We start from the raw sequence: 17,558 nt of genomic DNA on the forward strand, positions 1-17,558 counted from the left end.
GAGGCATCCACCGTGCACGGCCGCCGTATCCCACGGTTCATCCGCACCGCGCTGACCGCTCTCGCCGCGCTCCCTCTCCTGCTGACCGCCGCCTGCACCGGCGGTGCCACGGCCACCGGAGCCCGCGCCGAGGCGGCGGGCAAGGGTCCCGTCCACCTCACCTTCTGGTCCGCACTGCGCGGCAGTCAGGAGGTGGTGGACGCCTACAACAAGAGCCAGCGCCGCGTCCACGTCGACTTCCAGCAGATCCCCGCCGGCAACCAGGGCGGGTACGCCAAGCTGAGCAACGCGGCCCGGGCCGGCAATGCGCCCGACGTCGCCACCCTCGAATACCCGCAGGTCCCCGGCTTCGCCATCGACGGAGTCGCCCGCGACATCACGCCCCTGGTCAGTGAACGGCTGCGGAAGAAACTGCTGCCGCAGGCGCTGGCACTGACCACGTTCGAGGGCCGCACCTTCAGCGTGCCGCTGGACGTGGAGCCGATGGTCTTCCTCTACCGCCGCGACCTGTTCAAGAAGCACGGCATCGCCGTACCGCGCACCTGGGCCCAGTTCGAGAAGGCGGCGCGGCAGATCAAACGCGCTGCGCCCGGCTCGCGTATCGCCACCTGCCCCACCGACGGCGGCACCCAACTGGCGAGCTGGGCCTGGCAGGCGGGAGCGCGCTGGTTCGACACCCGCGACGGGACCTGGACCGTCTCCATGACGGACAAGCCGACCCGGAAGGTGGCCGCGTACTGGCAGCGGCTGATCGACCAGAAGCTGGTCTTCCTCAACTCGGTGGACACCCAGGAGGGTTCGGCACAGGTCGGCAGGGGCGAGGTGTTCGGCAAGCTGTCCGGCGCCTGGGACGCGGGCGGGACGATGTCCTCCCAGCCGGGCCAGAAGGGCAAATGGGGGGTGGCCCCGATGCCCCAGTGGGACCCGGCTCATCCGCATGTCGGCACGCACGGCGGCTCCACGTTCGCCATCACCAAGGACAGCCGGCACCCGAAGGAGGCCATGGACTTCATCGAGTGGCAGGTCTCCAGCCCCGAAGCGCTCAAGGCCCGGCTCTCCAGCGGGATCAGCAGCCAGTATCCGGCCGCGACCGGGCTGGTGCCCGTCGCCCGGAAGGCGATGGACACCAGCTTCTTCGCCGGCCAGGACATCTACTCCCTCTTCCGGCGCGAGGCCGGCCATATCTCCGGCCAGTGGAAGTGGGGCCCGCGGATGACGGCCACCCTCAAGACCGTCCAGGACCGGCTGGCCCGCGTCGGCGAGGGGGAGGGCACCGTGCTGGACGCGTTGCGCGCGGGCCAGCGCGCGACGATGCCGGACCTGAAATCCCTCGGGCTGAACGCGCGGGAGGGGTCCCGATGAGCACGACCGCCGTTCCGGAGACGGGACCGGGTGCGGGCACAGATACCGGCACCGGCACCGGCACCGGCGCCGGCGCCCGCCCCGCCGCCGTTCCGCAGAGCAGGGCGGGCCGCACCGCACGGCGGCGGCAACTGGGCGCCTGTGCCGCGCTGATGACGCCGTTCTTCGTGCTGCTGGTCGTCGTCTTCCTGGTGCCGGTGGGCGGTGCGGTGTGGCTCAGCTTCTTCCAGGACGACCAGCCCGGGCTCGGCTTCGGCCCGGAGCACACCGTCTTCGCCGGGCTGCGCAGCTACCGGGCCGTGCTCTCCGACCCCACCTTCCTCGCGGGCCTGGGCACCACCGCGCTCTACTGTCTGGTCTACCTCCCGCTGATGGTGGTGCTGGCGCTCGCGCTGGCGCTGCTGCTGGACTCGGGTGCGGCGCGGCTGCGGCGGACGGCCCAGCTGGCGCTGTTCCTGCCGCACGCGGTGCCCGGCATCATCGCCGCCGTCATCTGGCTGTATCTGTACACGCCGGGTCTGAGCCCGGTCGTCGAGGCGCTGGGCAAGGCCGACATCACCGTCGACTTCCTCGGTGCGGACACCATCCTGCCGTCCGTCGTGAACATCGCGATGTGGAGCAACCTCGGCTACAACGTCGTCATCTTCTACGCGGCTCTCCAGGCCGTGCCGCGCGAGCTGACGGAGGCCGCGCTGGTGGACGGCGCCGGACCGGTCCGTACCGCGCTGCAGATCAAGGTGCCGCTGGTGCGTGCGTCCGCCGTGATGGTGGCGATGTTCACGCTGATCTGGTCGCTCCAGCTGTTCACCGAACCGATGCTGATCAGCCAGACCACGCCGGTGGTCGGCAGCCGCTACACGCCGAACATGTACATCTACGACGCCGCCTTCACCCGGAACAACTACGGCCTGGCAGCCGCCGCCTCGGTGGTCGTACTCGCCGTCACCGTCGCGCTGTCGTACGGGCTGAGCCGGTGGAGCAACCGTACGGGGGCGGGCGGCGGGGGCTTTGCGGACGCCGCGGCAGAGGAGGATTCCCGATGAGTGCCACCGCTTCCGCGGCTCCGCGTGCCGTGCGGCCCCGGCTGCTGGGGCGGACCGCCGTCAACGCCGTCGTGGGACTGTCCGTCCTCTACACCCTGCTGCCGGTGCTGTGGCTGCTGCTGGCCGCCGCCAAGAACCGGGACGCGCTCTTCCGCAGCGACCTGCTCTCGCTGGGCGACTTCTCGCTCGCCGACAACCTCTCCACGCTGTTCGCCATGGAGGACGGCATCTACGGGCGCTGGTACGTCAACAGCCTGCTGTACGCGGTGCTGGGCGCGGCGCTGGGCTCCATGGTGAGCGTCGCGTGCGGGTACGCCTTCGACAAGTACCGCTTCCGCGGCAAGGAGAAGCTGTTCGGGCTGGTGCTGGCGGGCGTCATGGTGCCGCCCACCGTGCTGGCGCTGCCGCTGTATCTGATGGCGTCGAAGGTGGGGGTGGTGAACACCTTCTGGTCGGTGTTCATCCCCGTGCTGTTCAATCCCTTCGGGGTGTATCTGGGGCGGGCCTTCAGCCAGGGATATGTCCCCGACGAGGTGCTGGAGGCCGCCCGGGTGGACGGCGCGGGCGAGCTGGCGTCCTACTTCCGGGTCGCGTTGCGGATGCTGGGGCCCGGGGTGGTGACGGTGTTCCTGTTCCAGCTCACCGCGATCTGGAACAACTTCTTCCTGCCCATGGTGATGCTGTCCGACCACTCGCTCTTCCCGGTGAGCCTCGGGCTCTACGTCTGGAACAGTTCCGCTGTGGTGACACCGGACTACTACCCCGTCGTCATAGCGGGCTCCCTGCTGGCCGTCCTCCCCCTGATCGCCGCCTTCGTGCTGCTCCAGCGCTACTGGAAGTCCGGCCTGACCGCGGGCAGCGTGAAGTGAACGAGGGGCTGGACGGGTGCCCCGCAAGACAACGAACCAGGAGCCACATGCCCCGCACCAAGCCAGTCGCCGCTCTCGCCATGGACAAGCGGGCGGCGGACGCAGTCGTGAAGCCCGCCGTACGGCGCCGGCTCGGCGAGGTGGTCGACCTCGCCGAGCCGGTGCTGACGGACTTCACCACCCGGACGGCCCGCGAAGTCCTGCACGAGGTGGAGCTCCTCGTCACCGGCTGGGGCTGCCCACCGCTGGACGCCGAAGTGCTCGCGCACGCCCCGCGGTTGTGTGCCGTCGCGCACACGGCGGGCAGCGTACGGGGCCACCTCACCCCGGAATGCTGGGCCCGCGGCATCGAGGTGTCCACCGCGGCGGCGGCGAACGCGGCGCCCGTCGCCGAGTACACGCTCGCCATGATCCTGCTGGCGAACAAGCGGGTACTGCCCGCAGCCCGTGCCTATCGGCAGCAGCGCGCCCGCGAGGACTGGCTCTTCCCCGATCCGGCCCTCGGCAACTACCGCCGCACCGTGGGCATTCTGAGCGCCTCCCTCGTCGGCCGCCGCGTCATGGAACTGCTCCGCGCCCACGATCTGCGGGTCCTCCTCCACGACCCGTACGTCGGCGAAGCCGAGGCGGCGGCGCTCGGTGCGGCCAAGGCGGAGCCGGCCGAACTGTTCGCCGCATCCGACGTGGTCAGCGTGCACACCCCGCTCCTCCCCGCGACCCGCGGCCTGGTCAGCGGTGAGCTGCTCGCCCGGCTGCGGGACGGCGCAACGCTGATCAACACCGCACGCGGCGCGGTCGTCGACCAGGAAGCCCTCACCACACAGCTGCTCAGCGGCCGTATCCACGCGGTGCTGGATGTCACGGAGCCCGAGGCGCTGCCGGTGGACCATCCGCTGTGGGAGTGCGAGAACACGCTGCTCACCCCGCATCTGGCGGGCTCGCAGGGCAACGAGCTGGACCGGCTGGCGGAGCTGACCCTCCAGGAGGTGCGCCGCTGGGCGGCGGGCGAGGGCTTCGCGCATGCCGTACACCCCGACCGGAAGGAGCTCCTTGCGTGACGGAGCCCATGGCAGCAGGCGGACCCGGCGCGCTCGGCATACCCCCGCTCGACCACTCCCTCAGCCCCCGTACCGGCTACACCCGCGCCCACTGGGAGGCCGCGGCCGACGGGCTGTTGCGGGCCGCGTGGCGGTGGGCCACCCCGCGCGGGGCGCTGCTGGATCTGCCGGGGCGGCCCTCCCGCTCCGGCACCCGCTCGGACGGGCTCGAAGGATATGCGCGGACGTTCCTGGCGGCGGCCTTCCGCACGGCGGGCGGCAACGGTGCTGACCCCGCGGGGCTGCTGGAGCGCTACGCGGAGGGACTGGAGGCGGGCACCCGTACGCCGGGCCGCGAGGATGCCGAGTCGTGGCCGCCGGTCCTCGACTACACCATCGCGGGCCAGCCGATGGTGGAGGCCGCCTCGGTCGCGCTGGGGCTGCGGCTGACCCGGCCGTGGCTGTGGGACCGGCTGGAGGACGCCACCCGGGACCGGGCCGAGGAGTGGCTGCGGGGTGCGCTGCGGCACACCCCGGCGCCGAACAACTGGTATCTGTTCCCGCTCTCCGTCGCGGGCTTTCTGGAGTCGGTGGGGCGCGGCGACGCGGAGACGGGGGCCGCGATCGAACGAGGGCTGGAGCTGCTGGAGGGCTGGTGGCGCGGCGAGGGGTGGTATGCGGACGGTGACGGCCGCGCCTTCGACCACTACAACGGCTGGGCGCTGCACCTCTACCCGCTGCTGCACGCCCATCTCGCGGGCGACGAGGCGCTGTCGGCCCGCTACGGTCCCCGGCTGCGCGACCATCTGTCGAGCTACGCACCGATGTTCGGCGGCGACGGCGCCCCGCTGCACTTCGGCCGCTCCCTCACCTACCGCTTCGCCGCCTGCGCCGCCGTCGGCCTCGGCGCGCTGACCGGGCATACGCCGCTGTCCCCCGGTGTCTCCCGGCGGCTGCTGAGCGGGGCACTGCGCTACTTCCTCGACCGGGGCGCGGTCGGCGACGACGGTCTGCTGACCCTGGGCTGGCACGGCCCGCACGCCGCGACGCTGCAGACGTATTCGGGCCCGGCGTCTCCGTACTGGGCGTCGAAGGGTTTCGTGGCGCTGCTCGTACCGCCCGGCGATCCCCTGTGGACGGCGACCGAGGAGGCCGCACCGAGCGAGGGTCCCGACCGGGCGCTGGCGGTGGCCGCACCGGGGCTGCTTCTCCAGTCGACCGGCAGCGACGGGCTGGTCCGGCTGCACAACCACGGCAGCGACACCGTACGGCCGTGGCAGGGCGAGCTGTTCGAGGAGGAGGACCCGCTGTACGCGCGCTTCGCGTACTCCACCGCCACAGGGCCGACAGCACGCGACAACCCGCCCGACAACCACCTGGCGCTCCAACTCCCGGCGCGGCCCGGCACCTGGAGCGTACGGCGGCGTGTCCACCCGCTGGGCGCCGCATCGGCCGCGGACGGGGAGTGGGGCTGGGCGGCATCCTGGCACCGGCCCGTCTTCCCGGCCGACGTACCGGCGCCGCCGTCGCTGCGGGTGGAGAGCGTGACGGTGGTACGCGGACGCTGGGAGGTACGGGCACACCGGGTGGTGGGCGCTCCCGCCGGTACCCGGATCCGGCTCACGGGCTGGGCGGCCGGCGAAGCGCCGGGGACGGATCTGCTGCCGCTCCACGGCCTCGCGGCGGCCGACCCGCTGCGGGCCCCGCACGGGACCGCGTACGCGCGGTGGGTGCGGGTGCCGGTAGTGGAGGGAGAGGTGAGCGGCACCGGGGTGTGCGCGGCGGCGGCCGTGCTCGGCGACAGCACCGGGAGCGCTGCGCCGCGGGTGTCGGTGGCCGAAGGGACGGCGGCCCTGGAGATCGCCTGGGGCGACGGCGGCGGGCGGGTGCGGGTCACCTTCGATCCGCCGGCTGTCGAGGAGGCCGGCGCCGGCTGAGGGGTTGCGAAGCGGGCGAAATCCGGTTGCTCCCCCTTGTCCGGGGCCGGAAGGATGCCCCCTCGTGCTTCCGGATCTCTCCCCTTGGCGGGAGTCACGCGACTTCCGCATCTTGTGGACCGCGGGCCTGATCACCACCTTCGGCAGCTTCCTCACGTTCGTCGCGCTGCCCCTCCAGCTGAAGGAGCTGACCGGCTCGGCCGCGGCCGTCGGCGCGCTGGGGGCCGTGGAACTGGTGCCGCTGATCGTGTTCGGGCTGTACGGCGGGGCGCTCGCCGACGCCTTCGACCGGCGCACGCTGATCCTGGGCAGCGAGGCCGCGCTGGGCGCCGTGGCGCTGGGGCTGCTGCTCAACACACTGCTGCCGCAGCCGATGGTGTGGCCGCTGTACGTCGCGGCGGCGCTCAGCAGTGCGCTGACCGGCGTCCAGCGGCCCGCGCTGGACGCGATCCTGCCGCGGATCGTCGCACACGCGCAGCTCAGCGCTGCGGCGGCGCTCAACTCGCTGCGCTGGCAGGTGGGCGGCGTCGCCGGACCCGCTCTCGCGGGCATCCTGATCGCCTACGCGGGCCTGGAGACGGCGTACGCCATCGACCTGGCGACGTACGCGCTGTCGCTTGTGATGGCGCTGCGGCTGGCCGCCTCACCGCCCGCGCACGACGCCGCGAAGCCGTCGCTGCGCCGGATCCGGGAAGGCGCGCGGTACGCGTGGGGCCGCAAGGAGTTGCTGGGCACGTACACGGTGGACATCGTCGCGATGCTGTTCGCGTTCCCGATCGCGCTCTTCCCGTTCCTGGCCGACCAGCTGGACGCGCAGTGGTCGCTGGGCCTGATGTACGCGGCGCTGCCGTTCGGCTCGATGCTGGTGAGCGCGACCAGCGGCTGGACGTCGCGGGTGCACCGGCACGGGCTCGCCGTGCTGCTGGCCGCCGCGGGCTGGGGCGCGGCGATGACGGTGGCGGGGGTGGTGCGCAACGTGTGGCTGGTGCTGTTCTTCCTCGTCCTCTCCGGCGCCTTCGACATGATCAGCGGGATCTTCCGCTCGACGATGTGGAACCAGACCATCCCGGACGGGCTGCGCGGCAGGCTCGCCGGAATCGAGCTGCTGTCCTTCTCGGCGGGCCCGCAGCTGGGACAGGTCCGCTCGGGCGGGGTGGCCTCGCTCACCTCGGTCCGTACGTCCGTGTGGTCGGGCGGGCTGGCGTGTGTGGCAGGCGTGGCACTGCTGGCCGCGGCCCTGCCGAAGCTGCTGGCGTACGACGCCCGCACCAGCGAGCACGCACAGGCGGTACGGACGGCCAGGGAGGGCGCGGCAGCACCGGGCGGGGAGGGCGCGGCAGCAGCCGGCGAGGGCTGAGGCCGCGCCGCCGTCAACCGCGGCCCGTGTCGTCTCCCCCGTCGCGTCCTCCGTCGCGGTCGTGCCAGCGCGGGTCGTTCTCCCACTCGGAGGTGCGCTCCCGTGCGGTCTCCAGCGCCTGGGCCGCCTCCTCGCGGCTCGCGTAGGGACCCATCCGGTCCTTGCCCGGCGACTGCGGGCCCTCCTCGACGGTGCCGGTCTCGACGTTGAAGAACCACTCTCCGGGCTTGCCGACCGTCTTGCGCTTGAACAGAGCCATACCGACATGATCCCGCAACTGCGCACCGGGCGCAGCCCCGCGGAGGCCCCCGGCCGCAGGCGACCGCGGCCGGAGCGGAGCCGGCGGCCCGGATTAGACTCGCAGACATGTCTGGCCAGTCACTCCTCGTCCCCGGCACGCTCTCTCCGCCCCGCGCCGTGCCCGCCTCGATCCCGCGTCCCGAATACGTCGGCAAGCCCGCACCCACCCCCTACGACGGGCCCGAGGTGCAGGACGCCGAGACGGTGGAGAAGATGCGCGTCGCCGGGCGTATCGCCGCCCGCGCCATGGAAGAGGCGGCCAAGCACATCGCCCCGGGCGTCACCACGGACAAGCTGGACGAGGTGGCGCACGCGTACATGATCGACCACGGTGCCTACCCCTCCACGCTGGGCTACCGGCAGTTCCCCAAGTCGCTGTGCACCTCCGTCAACGAGGTGATCTGCCATGGCATCCCCGATTCCACGGTGCTGCGCGACGGCGACATCGTGAACCTGGACGTGACCGCGTACCTCGACGGTGTGCACGGCGACAACAACGCCACCTACCTGTGCGGGGACGTGGACGAGGAGTCGCGGCTGCTGGTGGAGCGGACCCGCGAGGCGCTGAACCGCGCGATCAAGGCCGTCAGGCCGGGCCGCCAGCTCAACATCGTCGGCCGGGTCATCGAGTCGTACGCGAAACGGTTCGGCTACGGCGTGGTCCGCGACTTCACCGGTCACGGCATCAACAGCTCGTTCCACTCCGGGCTGATCGTCCCGCACTACGACGACCCGCGTGCCACCACCGTCATACGGCCCGGCATGACCTTCACCATCGAGCCGATGCTGACGCTGGGCACGTACGAGTGGGACATGTGGGAGGACGGCTGGACGGTCGTCACCAAGGACCGCAAGCGCACGGCGCAGTTCGAGCACACGCTGGTGGTGACGGAGAGCGGCGCGGAGATTCTGACGCTTCCGTAGCGGTCCGGCGGACGCTTCCGCGGCGGGCGGGCGGGGTACAGGTTTTCCGACAAGGTGTCGGCAACTGCTTGACTTAGGTAAGCCTAAGTAGCAGGATCGCACCGTGTCGGAGCCCCGCACCTCGCTGTCGTTTTTGGGAGCCAGCCTTGCCGTCCGCCGCATCGCACTCGCAGGACACTTCGCACGACACTCCGCCGGACTTCTCCGCCCTCATCCGTACCGCATCCCATGAGCAGCACACCGAGGCCGAGAACTCCTCTTTCATGAGCGAGATGCTCGGCGGCAGGCTCGGCGTGGCGGCGTACACCCGCTACACCGAGCAGCTCTGGTTCATCTACGGCGCGCTGGAAGGCGCCGCCGACAAGTTGACCCACGACCCCGTGGCGGGCCCCTTCGTCCGCGGCGAACTCTTCCGGCTGCCGGCGCTGGAGCGGGACCTGACCCATCTGCACGCCGGCAGGGCCGACTGGCGCGAGGGCCTCACCCCGCTGCCCGCCACCGCCGCCTACGCCGCGCGCATCGCCGAGCTCGGCCGCGAGTGGCCCGGCGGCTATGTCGCCCACCACTACACCCGCTACCTCGGCGACCTCTCCGGCGGCCAGATCATCCGCGGCACCGCCGAGAAGACCTGGGGCTTCGCCCGCAAGGGCGACGGGGTCCGGTTCTACGTCTTCGACGCCATCGACAACCCCGCCGCCTTCAAACGCGAATACCGCGCCCTGCTGGACGCCCTCCCCTGCGACGAACTGGAAAAGCGCCGCATCGTGGACGAGTGCAAGCACGCCTTCGCCCTGAACACCGCCGTCTTCCGCGAGTTGGGCACCCAGTTCCGGCTGAGCGCGTAACCCCGCGGGCCGACCGGGCCGGGAGGGCTGCCCGCTCAGTTTGCGGTGCAGCCCTCCTCCTTTTTCTGACCGTCGACGAATGCCTCCGCGAAACGGAGAGTGTTGCGGCGGGTGACCTCGGCCCCCTTCCGGTCCTGACCGAACGAGAACCGGAAGGCCAGTGAATCGGTGTACGAGCCGCCGCACGGCGTGGACAGATGGATGCCGCTGTCTCCCTGCACGGCCCAGTGCGTTCCGGGAACGTTCACGCTTCGTGCGTGCTTCAGGGCCGTGAGCGACACTCGTTTGTCATCGGCCGTCAGCGGCTTGTCCAGCGTGACGATTTCCACGTCCACGAAGGAGAGGTTGCCGGCAACGCTCGCAGTGCAGTCGGTGAGGGACTCATCGATGGGCCGCAGGCTCTGATGCAGCTTGTCCCCGTCCGGCAGCAGTGGTTCGACCGCGTCCTTCGGCATTTTCACGCCGCAGATCTTGCGCGGAACGGCATAATCCCGACCGCCGAAGCAGCCAGGGAGCAGGAGAAGAAGAGGCGTCAGGAGTGCCAAGGTCAGGGCCCGGCGAGTGCGTTCGGTGTTCATGTCTTGCCGCGATCCTTCTTGGCCTCGTTCCAGCCGTCGTTCACGGCTCCACTGATCTTGTCCCAGGCGCCGTGATCTTCCGAAAAGCCAGTTTCGTTGCGCGCCCATTCGGAGTTGACGCTGTACCACTCATCCTTCAGCGCACCGACTCGGAGTTTCTGCCTCTTCGCGAGCTCCTGGTTCTCGTTGAGAGCCTCATCCTCGATCCGAGCGCTCTCATCCTCGACCAGGGCCTTGCTGACCGCGAACGCCGCGTGGTCCACATGGCCTCCGCCCCACGGCAGGAGAGAGGCCGCCGTCCCGACCACCAGGTAGCCGCCCATGCCCTTGGCTCCCCAGCCGGCCTCCTTGATGTCCTCGGCCTTCTGATCACCGATCGCCTGGTGGCGGGCGTCCTCCAGGAAGCCCACCGTACGGCCCACCCGATTAAGACTGTCCTCCGGATCCTCCTTCTCGGTATGGATGTCGTGGACCATCGCGGCGTTCATAGACTCGTTGAGGACCTGGTAGCTGTGCGGGTCACGGGAGATCTGCTTGGAGACCTCCAGCAGGTCCCCGCGGTCGAGGACCTGCTCATCGTCCGGTGACCCACCCATCGTCATATGCGTGTCGGTCCCGTGATTCCCCATCAGCTTGGCCATGTCGTCGCGGACTTCGGCGGGCATGTCGTCCTTCTGGTCGGCAAGCCGTTCCAGCGCGCCCCGGAAGACGGAGTCGTGCTCGGGGGTGTGCTTGACGTAGGTGGCCGTGGGGTCGTCCGGGTTCATGCCGCTGCCGGCGGCGAACAGGGCGTCGCCCAGGGCTTCGCGGGAGGGGAGGTTGACGCCGTCGCGGGGGCCCATGCTGTTGGGCCGGTCCTCGTCGAAGTAGACGCGGTCCCTGAGCAGATAGTCGGCCCTGTCGGGGTCGTCGAAGACCTTCGTGGCGGCGTCGGGGTTGTGACTGAGGGCCTTGAGGTAGCCGGTCATCGGGTCCGCGCCGGTGGACTTGTCACCCGGGTCGAGGTCCGTGCCCATGGCGACGAGCCCCCAGGCGGAGGGCGCGTCCCGCTTGCCCCGCTCGAACTTGTACATGGCATCGCCGTACCGGTCGAGGAAGCCCTGGTCGAACGTGCCCTTGCCCATCAGGCTGCTCATGATCTGGAAGCCGTAGGGCTTGGCCATGATGCCCTCGTGGCCGAACTGCTTGGTGCCCGCCTTGATGACCTCGTTCTCCCAGGCGTTCATGGCCGGGGTGTCCTGGCGGGTGGCGTTGGCCAGGCTCATGCTCAGGTTGCCCTGGATGTGGTCGAGCAGCTTGGCCCGGTCTCCCTCCGGGGTGTCGCCGTGGCCGGGGTCGGCGAGGTCGCGCCAGAACTGGAGGGTGTCCTCCCCGCCCATCCTCGTTGCGAACGTCTCGGTGAATGCGGGGTTGTCCCGCTGATTCTCCAGCGCGGAGTTGAAGCGCCTCAGTTCCTTGTCGTCCAGTTCCCAGACCTTGACCTTGCCGTCCTTGAACCGCTTGGCCCAGTGCTCCGCGTCCGCCTTGCCCTGGCGCTTGTCGGCACCCTTGACGCTGTCGGCTGCTGCGCCGGAGAAGTCGTACTTGCGCTTGGCGATGGCCCGCAGCTCGCGGGCGATGATGCGGTCGGTCTCCGCCGCGTCCCACAGCACACGCTCGACGCGCTTCTCCGCGGCGCGGATCTGGCCGTCGTCGGGAGGCTTGATCTCGGCGTCGCCGGCGACCGCCTGCGGGGGTACGGACGCGGTACCGAGTCCCTTGTCGTTGATGTAGATGTTGTCCTTTGCGACGTCGTCGACGACCTTCTCCAGATCGCTCTTGTGGCCGGCGAACGCCTTGTGGGCCGACTTCAGCAGCCCCAGCACATCCTGTGCCTCTTCGAGCAGTTGCCCGAACTGTCTGGCGGTCTTGCCGACGAACTGCTGCGTCACAAGAGCGTTCGTCCCGGCCCAGTCCGCCTTGGCCACGGCCGACTGGAAGTGGACGGCTGTCGTCGGTCCGCCCTTGCTCGCGCCGCCCTTGCCACTGCCGTCGTGCAGGTCGCGCAGGCGCTCGACCATTTCCTTCCAGTCGGTGATCGCGGTGTGCAGCTTGCCCAGGCGTAGATCCCGAAGCTGAGCTACGGTCATTTTCTCCGTCTTGGCCATGTTGCCTCTCCCCCGCCCGTCGGCCGCCTACTTGATCCGGTCGTCGATCGCCGCGATGGACGACATGGCCGTCGTGATCTTGTCCTCGTCTCTGCCGTGGGCTGCCTTGGTGAAGTCCAGGTGGTTGGAGATCCGGCCACAGGCGTCCTTGAGCGTCTTGAGCTTGGTGTCCCAGGCGTCACACAGCTCGCTCAATGCCTCACCCATGTCGCAGCCGTCGTGCGACAGCGACCCCGCCGCCTCGTACGACGACGTGCGCGCGTGCTTTCCGTCGACCGTGAGTTGATGGCGCAGGCCGTACGCCATGTTCCCGAGCTTGCCCAGCTCGTCGTCGTTCACCACCAGGTCCGACTTGCCGTCGTGCGGGCCGGGATGGTCGGCGGCCGAATAACCGTTGAGCCGCATCCTGGTCGCGTCGGTCTCCTGCGCGGTGTTCGCCTTCGCCTCTTCCCACTCGGCGAAAGACACTACTGACACCCCCCATACGCTCTGCGCATAGCAAAAAACTCAACGTAGTTGCCTGACGCATACATAGCAACCGGGCAGGAAAGGGCCCTCAGTGAAAACCCTTTGCCGACGCAGGTGCGTAGCGGCGCACAATGAAGGCCGCGGGAAGGCCGTCACGGGGGCGGGCTTCCAACTTGTATGCAGTTTTGCTGCGTTTGGTCGAAGACGGGGGAGTTGGACACTCATGTCGTACGTGGAGATGCCCGGGGCCCGGGTGCCGATCCGGATGTGGACGGACCCCGGCACGGTGGAGGACGCGGCGCTGCGGCAGCTCCAGAACGTGGCGACGCTTCCGTGGATCAAGGGGCTCGCGGTGATGCCCGATGTGCACTACGGAAAGGGCGCGACCGTCGGCTCGGTCATCGCGATGCACGGCGCGGTCTGCCCGGCGGCCGTGGGGGTGGACATCGGGTGCGGGATGTCGGCGGTGCGTACGTCGCTGACGGCCAACGATCTGCCGGGGGACCTCTCGCGGCTGCGCTCGAAGATCGAGCAGGCCATTCCGGTGGGGCGGGGCATGCACGACGAGCCGGTGGAGCCCGGCGATGTGCACGGGCTGCCGACCTCGGGCTGGGACGACTTCTGGGCGCGCTTCGGCGGCGTCGCCGAGTCCGTACGGTTCCGGCAGGAGCGGGCCACCAAGCAGATGGGGACGCTGGGCGGGGGCAACCACTTCATCGAGGTGTGCCTGGACACCACGGACCAGGTGTGGCTGATGCTGCACTCCGGTTCGCGGAACATCGGCAAGGAGCTCGCGGACTTCCACATCGGCGAGGCGCAGAAGCTCCCGCACAACCAGGGCCTGGTCGACCGCGATCTGGCCGTCTTCGTCAAGGACACCCCGCAGATGGCGGCCTACCGGCACGATCTGTTCTGGGCCCAGGAGTACGCCAAGTACAACCGGGCGCTGATGATGGGTCTGCTCAAGGACGTGGTCCGCAAGGAGTTCAAGAAGGCGAAGCCGGTCTTCGAGGAGACCATCTCCTGCCACCACAACTATGTGGCGGAGGAGAGTTACGAGGGGATGGACCTGCTCGTCACCCGTAAGGGCGCGATCCGCGCGGGCGGCGGCGAGTTCGGCATCATCCCGGGCTCGATGGGCACCGGCTCGTACATCGTCAAGGGCCTCGGCAATGCGGCCTCGTTCAACTCCGCCTCGCACGGCGCGGGTCGGCGCATGAGCCGGAACGCCGCCAAGCGGAGGTTCTCCGAGCAGGATCTCGCGGAGCAGACGCGCGGGGTGGAGTGCCGCAAGGACGCGGGCGTGGTGGACGAGATTCCCGGCGCCTACAAGCCGATCGAGCGCGTCATCGACCAGCAGCGGGATCTGGTGGAGGTCGTCGCCAAGCTGCGGCAGGTCGTGTGCGTGAAGGGCTGACCGAGGCCCGGCGGGCGGAGCAGGGGCCCTCTCGGGGGAGGGGGTCTCATCGGGGGTGACCGGCGATGAGGTGACTCATCGCCGGTCCTGCTCCGGACCGCGCCCGGGCCGACGGCACCTGGGTGCCCGCCTTCCCGAACGGGCAAGCCGACGGGTCAGGCCACCGTCCGTACCGTCGCACTCCGCAGCGCGTCGCGCAGCCGGTCGCGGGCCTCGGTCTGGGCGGCGATCCGGGCCTCCAGGACGGCGAGCCGCTCCTGAGCGATGCGCAGGCCCTCCCGGGAGGGCGGGACGGTGGCCATGTCGCCGTCCAGACAGGCGGCGAAGAAGCCGACATCCTCCAGGGTCAGCCCGGCATCCAGGAGGTAGCGGATATTGCGGACGCGGACCTCGGCAGCGGCGTCGTAGACGCGGTAGCCGTTCGGTGCGCGCCGGGAGGTGAGCAGGCCCGCCTGCTCGTAGTGCCTCAGCGCCCGCGCCGTCGTACCCGTCCGCCGTGCCAGCTCTCCGATCCGCATGCTGCCACCACCTCCCGGAGGGAGTGTTATCACGGCGGGCAGCGTGGCAGGTATGGCCGTCCCTACAGGAGCTGTCATGCCAGCACCGCTCCCCCGTCCACCGGCAGTACGGCGCCGGTGACGAACGACGCCTCGGGGGCGGCCAGTCCGACGACGGCCCAGGCCACTTCCTCGGGCCGGCCGACGCGGCCCAGGGGGGTGTGGGCGATCTGCCACTCGCGGATCGCCCGGCGCTGCTCGGGGCCGAGGCCGCGGTGCTCGCCGATGGGGGTGTCGACGGCGCCCGGCGCCACGGCGGCCACCCGGATCCCGTGCGGTGCCAGGTCAACGGCCCAGCTGCGGGTGAGGAGTTCGAGTGCGGTCTTGGTGGCGGCATAAAGGGAGTTGCCGGGCCAGGCGCGCTGGCCGACGGACGTACTGACGTTGACGACCACGCCGCCCGCGGGGGCCGCCTCGAGCGCGGGGAGCGCGGCCTGCGTCAGCAGGACGGGCGCGGTGAGATTGGTGGCCAGCTGGGTGTCGATGCTCTCGCGGGTGTAGTCGCCCAGGCTCTCTGCGCTGACGATTCCGGCGTTGTTGACGAGCACGTCGAGCCGTCCGGTCGCCTCCAGCGCGGCAACCACGATGCGCTCGGGCGCGTCCTCGTCGGTGAGGTCGGCGGCGAACGGGGTGATGGCGCCGGGGCCGGGCTCCGCGGCGGTCTCCTGAAGCGGTGCGGTACGGCGGCCGACGGCCACGACATGCGCTCCCTGCGCGGCGAAGGCACGCGCCGTGGCCCGGCCGATGCCGGTTCCGGCTCCGGTGACGACGACGGTACGGGGCTGCGGGCTGCGGGTGTTCTCGGTCATGCCCGCATCCTCGAACCCTGCCGTCGGCGTCAAGGTCAAGCCGGGCGCCGGGCGCTTTGCGCGAGGCCGGGACCAGGACCGGAGCACGCAGCGTTCTCCGGCGGGGATTCTGCGCAGTGAATCGCCCGGAATCTACGCGCACTGCCCGACAACCCCCACCGCACTCTCCGCACTTCTTGTGCGGAAGTGAACACCTGGGTACGCAGAGTGCTCATATGGCTTAAGGTCTGGGCAGTCGGCGCATCTCCACTAAATGGGGCGGGGTCAGGTGCGCCGTGGGGGGATCCGTGTACCTGGGGGGGTTCATGCGGCGCGACTCTGCGTTCGTGTCCGAGGTGGGGAGACCGGCCTGGCCGGTGATGGGGAGAGGCGGCAGCGGCAGGAGGGGCAGCAGGGGTAAGGGGCCGGAGCGGTCCGGTGCCCGCGAGATCAGGGACAAGTCCGGCTGGTACCGGCCTGTGGCGCTCGCCGTCGACACCGTCGGCATCGCGCTTCCGGTGGCGTTCTTCTTCCACCAGGCCGGGCAGTCGCACATCGCCGCGGCCACCGCGACGGCCACGCTCACCTGGTTAGGGGTGCTGACAGCGCACCGGCGGTACGGCCGGCGCTGGCTCGGGGAGACGCGGGGAGTGCTGACCACCCTGCGCGACTGGCTGACGCTCCTCGGGCTGCTCGCCGTCGCCCGCGTACTGACGGGCGAGCACTCACCACCCGCCGTCGCACTCCTCGCGCTCGCGCCGGCGCTGCTGCTCACCACCGTCTGCCGGTCATTGACACATCGTCACCTGACGGGCCAGCGCCGCGAAGCGCACGCCGTGCAGCGGGCGCTGGTGGTCGGCGAGGGCAACGCCGTGGACCGGGTGGTGGAGCAGCTGGCGAGCCGGACCGACCATCCGTACGTCGTCATCGGCGCCGTACCGGTCGGCCCCACGGCCAACCGCAGCGGCGTCCCGGAGGCCGGGCAGCTGGAGGCCGACCCGCAGGGGCCGGAGGGCGGCGGCGCGGACGGGGCCGCGGTGGTGGCCGCGGCACGGCTGCACGCCGCCGACACCGTGCTGGTGACTCCCGGTTCGCTGCTGAGCGGCGAGCGGCTGCGCACGCTGACCTGGGCGGTGCAGGACGCGGGACTGCCGTTGGTGATCGCCTCGGGGCTGGCCGATGTGGCGCTGCGCCGGGTACGGCCCTCCACCGCCGCCGGGCTGCATCTGCTGCATGTGGACCCGCCGGTACGGCGCGGCCCGCAGCTCGCCCTCAAGGCAGCACTGGACCGGACGGGCGCCGCGCTGGGACTGGTGCTGCTCGCCCCGCTGTTCGCGCTCATCGCGCTGGTGGTACGGCTCGACTCGGCCGGGCCCGCGTTCTACCGGCAGACCCGGATCGGCCACCGCGGGGTGCCCTTCACCATGTGGAAGTTCCGCTCCATGGCCGTCGACGCCGACCGGCTGCGGCCCCAGCTCCTCGCCGCGAACGAGGTGGACGGCCCGCTGTTCAAGATGCGGGCCGACCCCCGGATCACCAGGGTGGGCCGGGTGCTGCGCCGCACCTCCCTCGACGAACTGCCGCAGCTGCTGAACGTGGTGCGCGGCGAGATGTCATTGGTGGGCCCGCGGCCCCCGCTCCCGGAGGAGGTCGCCGCCTACGGGGCAACTGCGTTGCGGCGGCTGCTGGTCAAGCCAGGACTGACCGGCCCGTGGCAGGTCAGCGGGCGGTCGGACCTGTCCTGGGACGAGAGCTTGGCGCTGGATTTGCGGTACGCCGACAACTGGTCGCTCACCACTGATCTGGACCTGCTGGCCCGCACCGTGCGGGCTGTGGTCGACGGACGGGGGGCGTACTGATGCTTACCCCGCATAGGGGCTGCGCTTGCCCACCCTGCGCCCCTGGCGCAGACTGCCCAAGCGCAGGAAG

16 protein-coding genes are annotated in these 17,558 nt (G+C 70.6%); 10 read left to right on the forward strand and 6 right to left on the reverse strand.

Features of this window, described 5'->3' with window-relative positions; genetic code table 11:
- The first annotated feature begins 12 nt into the window (after positions 1-12).
- The 6 genes from ACTWP9_RS27040 to ACTWP9_RS27065 all read left to right on the forward strand — a co-directional run bounded on the left by ACTWP9_RS27040 (position 13) and on the right by ACTWP9_RS27065 (position 7,605).
- Positions 13-1,362 carry an ABC transporter substrate-binding protein gene (locus ACTWP9_RS27040; protein WP_443248888.1) on the forward strand — a complete coding sequence of 450 codons (1,350 nt, stop codon included), beginning with the start codon at positions 13-15 and terminating at the stop codon, positions 1,360-1,362.
- Complete coding sequence (locus ACTWP9_RS27045; protein WP_443248889.1) at positions 1,359-2,405, forward strand: carbohydrate ABC transporter permease; 1,047 nt, start codon at positions 1,359-1,361, stop codon at positions 2,403-2,405. The genes ACTWP9_RS27040 and ACTWP9_RS27045 overlap by 4 nt, the downstream gene beginning before the upstream one ends.
- Positions 2,402-3,274, forward strand: coding sequence for a carbohydrate ABC transporter permease (locus ACTWP9_RS27050; protein WP_443248890.1), 873 nt, complete (start codon positions 2,402-2,404; stop codon positions 3,272-3,274). Before ACTWP9_RS27045 ends, ACTWP9_RS27050 begins: the two co-directional genes overlap by 4 nt.
- A gap of 47 nt (positions 3,275-3,321) precedes the next feature.
- Entirely contained in the window at positions 3,322-4,332 is a 1,011-nt protein-coding gene (locus ACTWP9_RS27055; RefSeq protein WP_443248891.1) for a hydroxyacid dehydrogenase, read from the forward strand.
- Between the two features lie 8 nt (positions 4,333-4,340).
- Complete coding sequence (locus ACTWP9_RS27060) at positions 4,341-6,248, forward strand: DUF2264 domain-containing protein (RefSeq protein WP_443248975.1); 1,908 nt, start codon at positions 4,341-4,343, stop codon at positions 6,246-6,248.
- 64 nt (positions 6,249-6,312) lie between these two features.
- On the forward strand, positions 6,313-7,605 hold the full coding sequence (locus ACTWP9_RS27065; RefSeq protein WP_443248892.1) for an MFS transporter: 1,293 nt from the start codon (positions 6,313-6,315) through the stop codon (positions 7,603-7,605).
- A 13-nt stretch (positions 7,606-7,618) separates the two neighbouring features.
- Here ACTWP9_RS27065 and ACTWP9_RS27070 read toward each other — a convergent pair whose 3' ends face one another.
- A complete protein-coding gene (locus ACTWP9_RS27070) occupies positions 7,619-7,864 on the reverse strand; it encodes a hypothetical protein (RefSeq protein ID WP_443248893.1) in 246 nt (81 codons plus the stop codon).
- 107 nt (positions 7,865-7,971) lie between these two features.
- Here ACTWP9_RS27070 and map point away from each other — a divergent pair, with 107 nt between their 5' ends.
- Complete coding sequence (gene map, locus ACTWP9_RS27075) at positions 7,972-8,829, forward strand: type I methionyl aminopeptidase (protein ID WP_443248894.1); 858 nt, start codon at positions 7,972-7,974, stop codon at positions 8,827-8,829.
- 146 nt (positions 8,830-8,975) lie between these two features.
- Positions 8,976-9,674 (forward strand): biliverdin-producing heme oxygenase, encoded by a 699-nt coding sequence (locus tag ACTWP9_RS27080; protein WP_443248895.1) that lies wholly within the window; start codon positions 8,976-8,978, stop codon positions 9,672-9,674.
- Positions 9,675-9,709: 35 nt separating this feature from the next.
- Here the strand turns inward: ACTWP9_RS27080 and ACTWP9_RS27085 are convergent, their stop codons facing one another.
- From ACTWP9_RS27085 to ACTWP9_RS27095, 3 genes are read right to left on the reverse strand one after another with little or no spacing between them, the layout of a single operon-like run.
- Positions 9,710-10,252 (reverse strand): hypothetical protein, encoded by a 543-nt coding sequence (locus ACTWP9_RS27085; RefSeq protein ID WP_443248896.1) that lies wholly within the window; start codon positions 10,250-10,252, stop codon positions 9,710-9,712.
- On the reverse strand, positions 10,249-12,399 hold the full coding sequence (locus ACTWP9_RS27090) for a hypothetical protein (protein ID WP_443248897.1): 2,151 nt from the start codon (positions 12,397-12,399) through the stop codon (positions 10,249-10,251). Before ACTWP9_RS27090 ends, ACTWP9_RS27085 begins: the two co-directional genes overlap by 4 nt.
- 27 nt (positions 12,400-12,426) lie before the next feature.
- Positions 12,427-12,876, reverse strand: a complete 450-nt coding sequence (locus tag ACTWP9_RS27095) for a hypothetical protein (RefSeq protein WP_443248898.1) — start codon at positions 12,874-12,876, stop codon at positions 12,427-12,429.
- A gap of 214 nt (positions 12,877-13,090) precedes the next feature.
- On the opposite strand from ACTWP9_RS27095, the gene ACTWP9_RS27100 reads away from it, so the two are divergent.
- Positions 13,091-14,284 carry an RtcB family protein gene (locus tag ACTWP9_RS27100; RefSeq protein ID WP_443248899.1) on the forward strand — a complete coding sequence of 398 codons (1,194 nt, stop codon included), beginning with the start codon at positions 13,091-13,093 and terminating at the stop codon, positions 14,282-14,284.
- Positions 14,285-14,439: 155 nt separating this feature from the next.
- Here the strand turns inward: ACTWP9_RS27100 and ACTWP9_RS27105 are convergent, their stop codons facing one another.
- Entirely contained in the window at positions 14,440-14,802 is a 363-nt protein-coding gene (locus tag ACTWP9_RS27105; protein ID WP_443248900.1) for a MerR family transcriptional regulator, read from the reverse strand.
- Between the two features lie 74 nt (positions 14,803-14,876).
- Positions 14,877-15,650 (reverse strand): SDR family NAD(P)-dependent oxidoreductase, encoded by a 774-nt coding sequence (locus ACTWP9_RS27110; RefSeq protein ID WP_443248901.1) that lies wholly within the window; start codon positions 15,648-15,650, stop codon positions 14,877-14,879.
- A 305-nt stretch (positions 15,651-15,955) separates the two neighbouring features.
- On the opposite strand from ACTWP9_RS27110, the gene ACTWP9_RS27115 reads away from it, so the two are divergent.
- Positions 15,956-17,488, forward strand: coding sequence for a sugar transferase (locus ACTWP9_RS27115; protein ID WP_443248902.1), 1,533 nt, complete (start codon positions 15,956-15,958; stop codon positions 17,486-17,488).
- Positions 17,489-17,558 lie beyond the last annotated feature (70 nt).

Source organism: Streptomyces sp. 3N207, assembly GCF_052246355.1.
GTDB lineage: Bacteria > Actinomycetota > Actinomycetes > Streptomycetales > Streptomycetaceae > Streptomyces.

Bases quoted from the DNA above. Each gene is read 5' to 3' on its own strand.
- ACTWP9_RS27045 (WP_443248889.1), top strand. From the start codon at position 1,359: ATGAGCACGACCGCCGTTCCGGAGACGGGACCGGGTGCGGGCACAGAT.
- ACTWP9_RS27050 (WP_443248890.1), top strand. From the start codon at position 2,402: ATGAGTGCCACCGCTTCCGCGGCTCCGCGTGCCGTGCGGCCCCGGCTG.
- ACTWP9_RS27055 (WP_443248891.1), top strand. From the start codon at position 3,322: ATGCCCCGCACCAAGCCAGTCGCCGCTCTCGCCATGGACAAGCGGGCG.
- ACTWP9_RS27060 (WP_443248975.1), top strand. From the start codon at position 4,341: ATGGCAGCAGGCGGACCCGGCGCGCTCGGCATACCCCCGCTCGACCAC.
- ACTWP9_RS27070 (WP_443248893.1), bottom strand. From the start codon at position 7,864: ATGGCTCTGTTCAAGCGCAAGACGGTCGGCAAGCCCGGAGAGTGGTTC.
- map (WP_443248894.1), top strand. From the start codon at position 7,972: ATGTCTGGCCAGTCACTCCTCGTCCCCGGCACGCTCTCTCCGCCCCGC.
- ACTWP9_RS27085 (WP_443248896.1), bottom strand. From the start codon at position 10,252: ATGAACACCGAACGCACTCGCCGGGCCCTGACCTTGGCACTCCTGACG.
- ACTWP9_RS27090 (WP_443248897.1), bottom strand. From the start codon at position 12,399: ATGGCCAAGACGGAGAAAATGACCGTAGCTCAGCTTCGGGATCTACGC.
- ACTWP9_RS27100 (WP_443248899.1), top strand. From the start codon at position 13,091: ATGTCGTACGTGGAGATGCCCGGGGCCCGGGTGCCGATCCGGATGTGG.
- ACTWP9_RS27105 (WP_443248900.1), bottom strand. From the start codon at position 14,802: ATGCGGATCGGAGAGCTGGCACGGCGGACGGGTACGACGGCGCGGGCG.
- ACTWP9_RS27110 (WP_443248901.1), bottom strand. From the start codon at position 15,650: ATGACCGAGAACACCCGCAGCCCGCAGCCCCGTACCGTCGTCGTCACC.
- ACTWP9_RS27115 (WP_443248902.1), top strand. From the start codon at position 15,956: ATGCGGCGCGACTCTGCGTTCGTGTCCGAGGTGGGGAGACCGGCCTGG.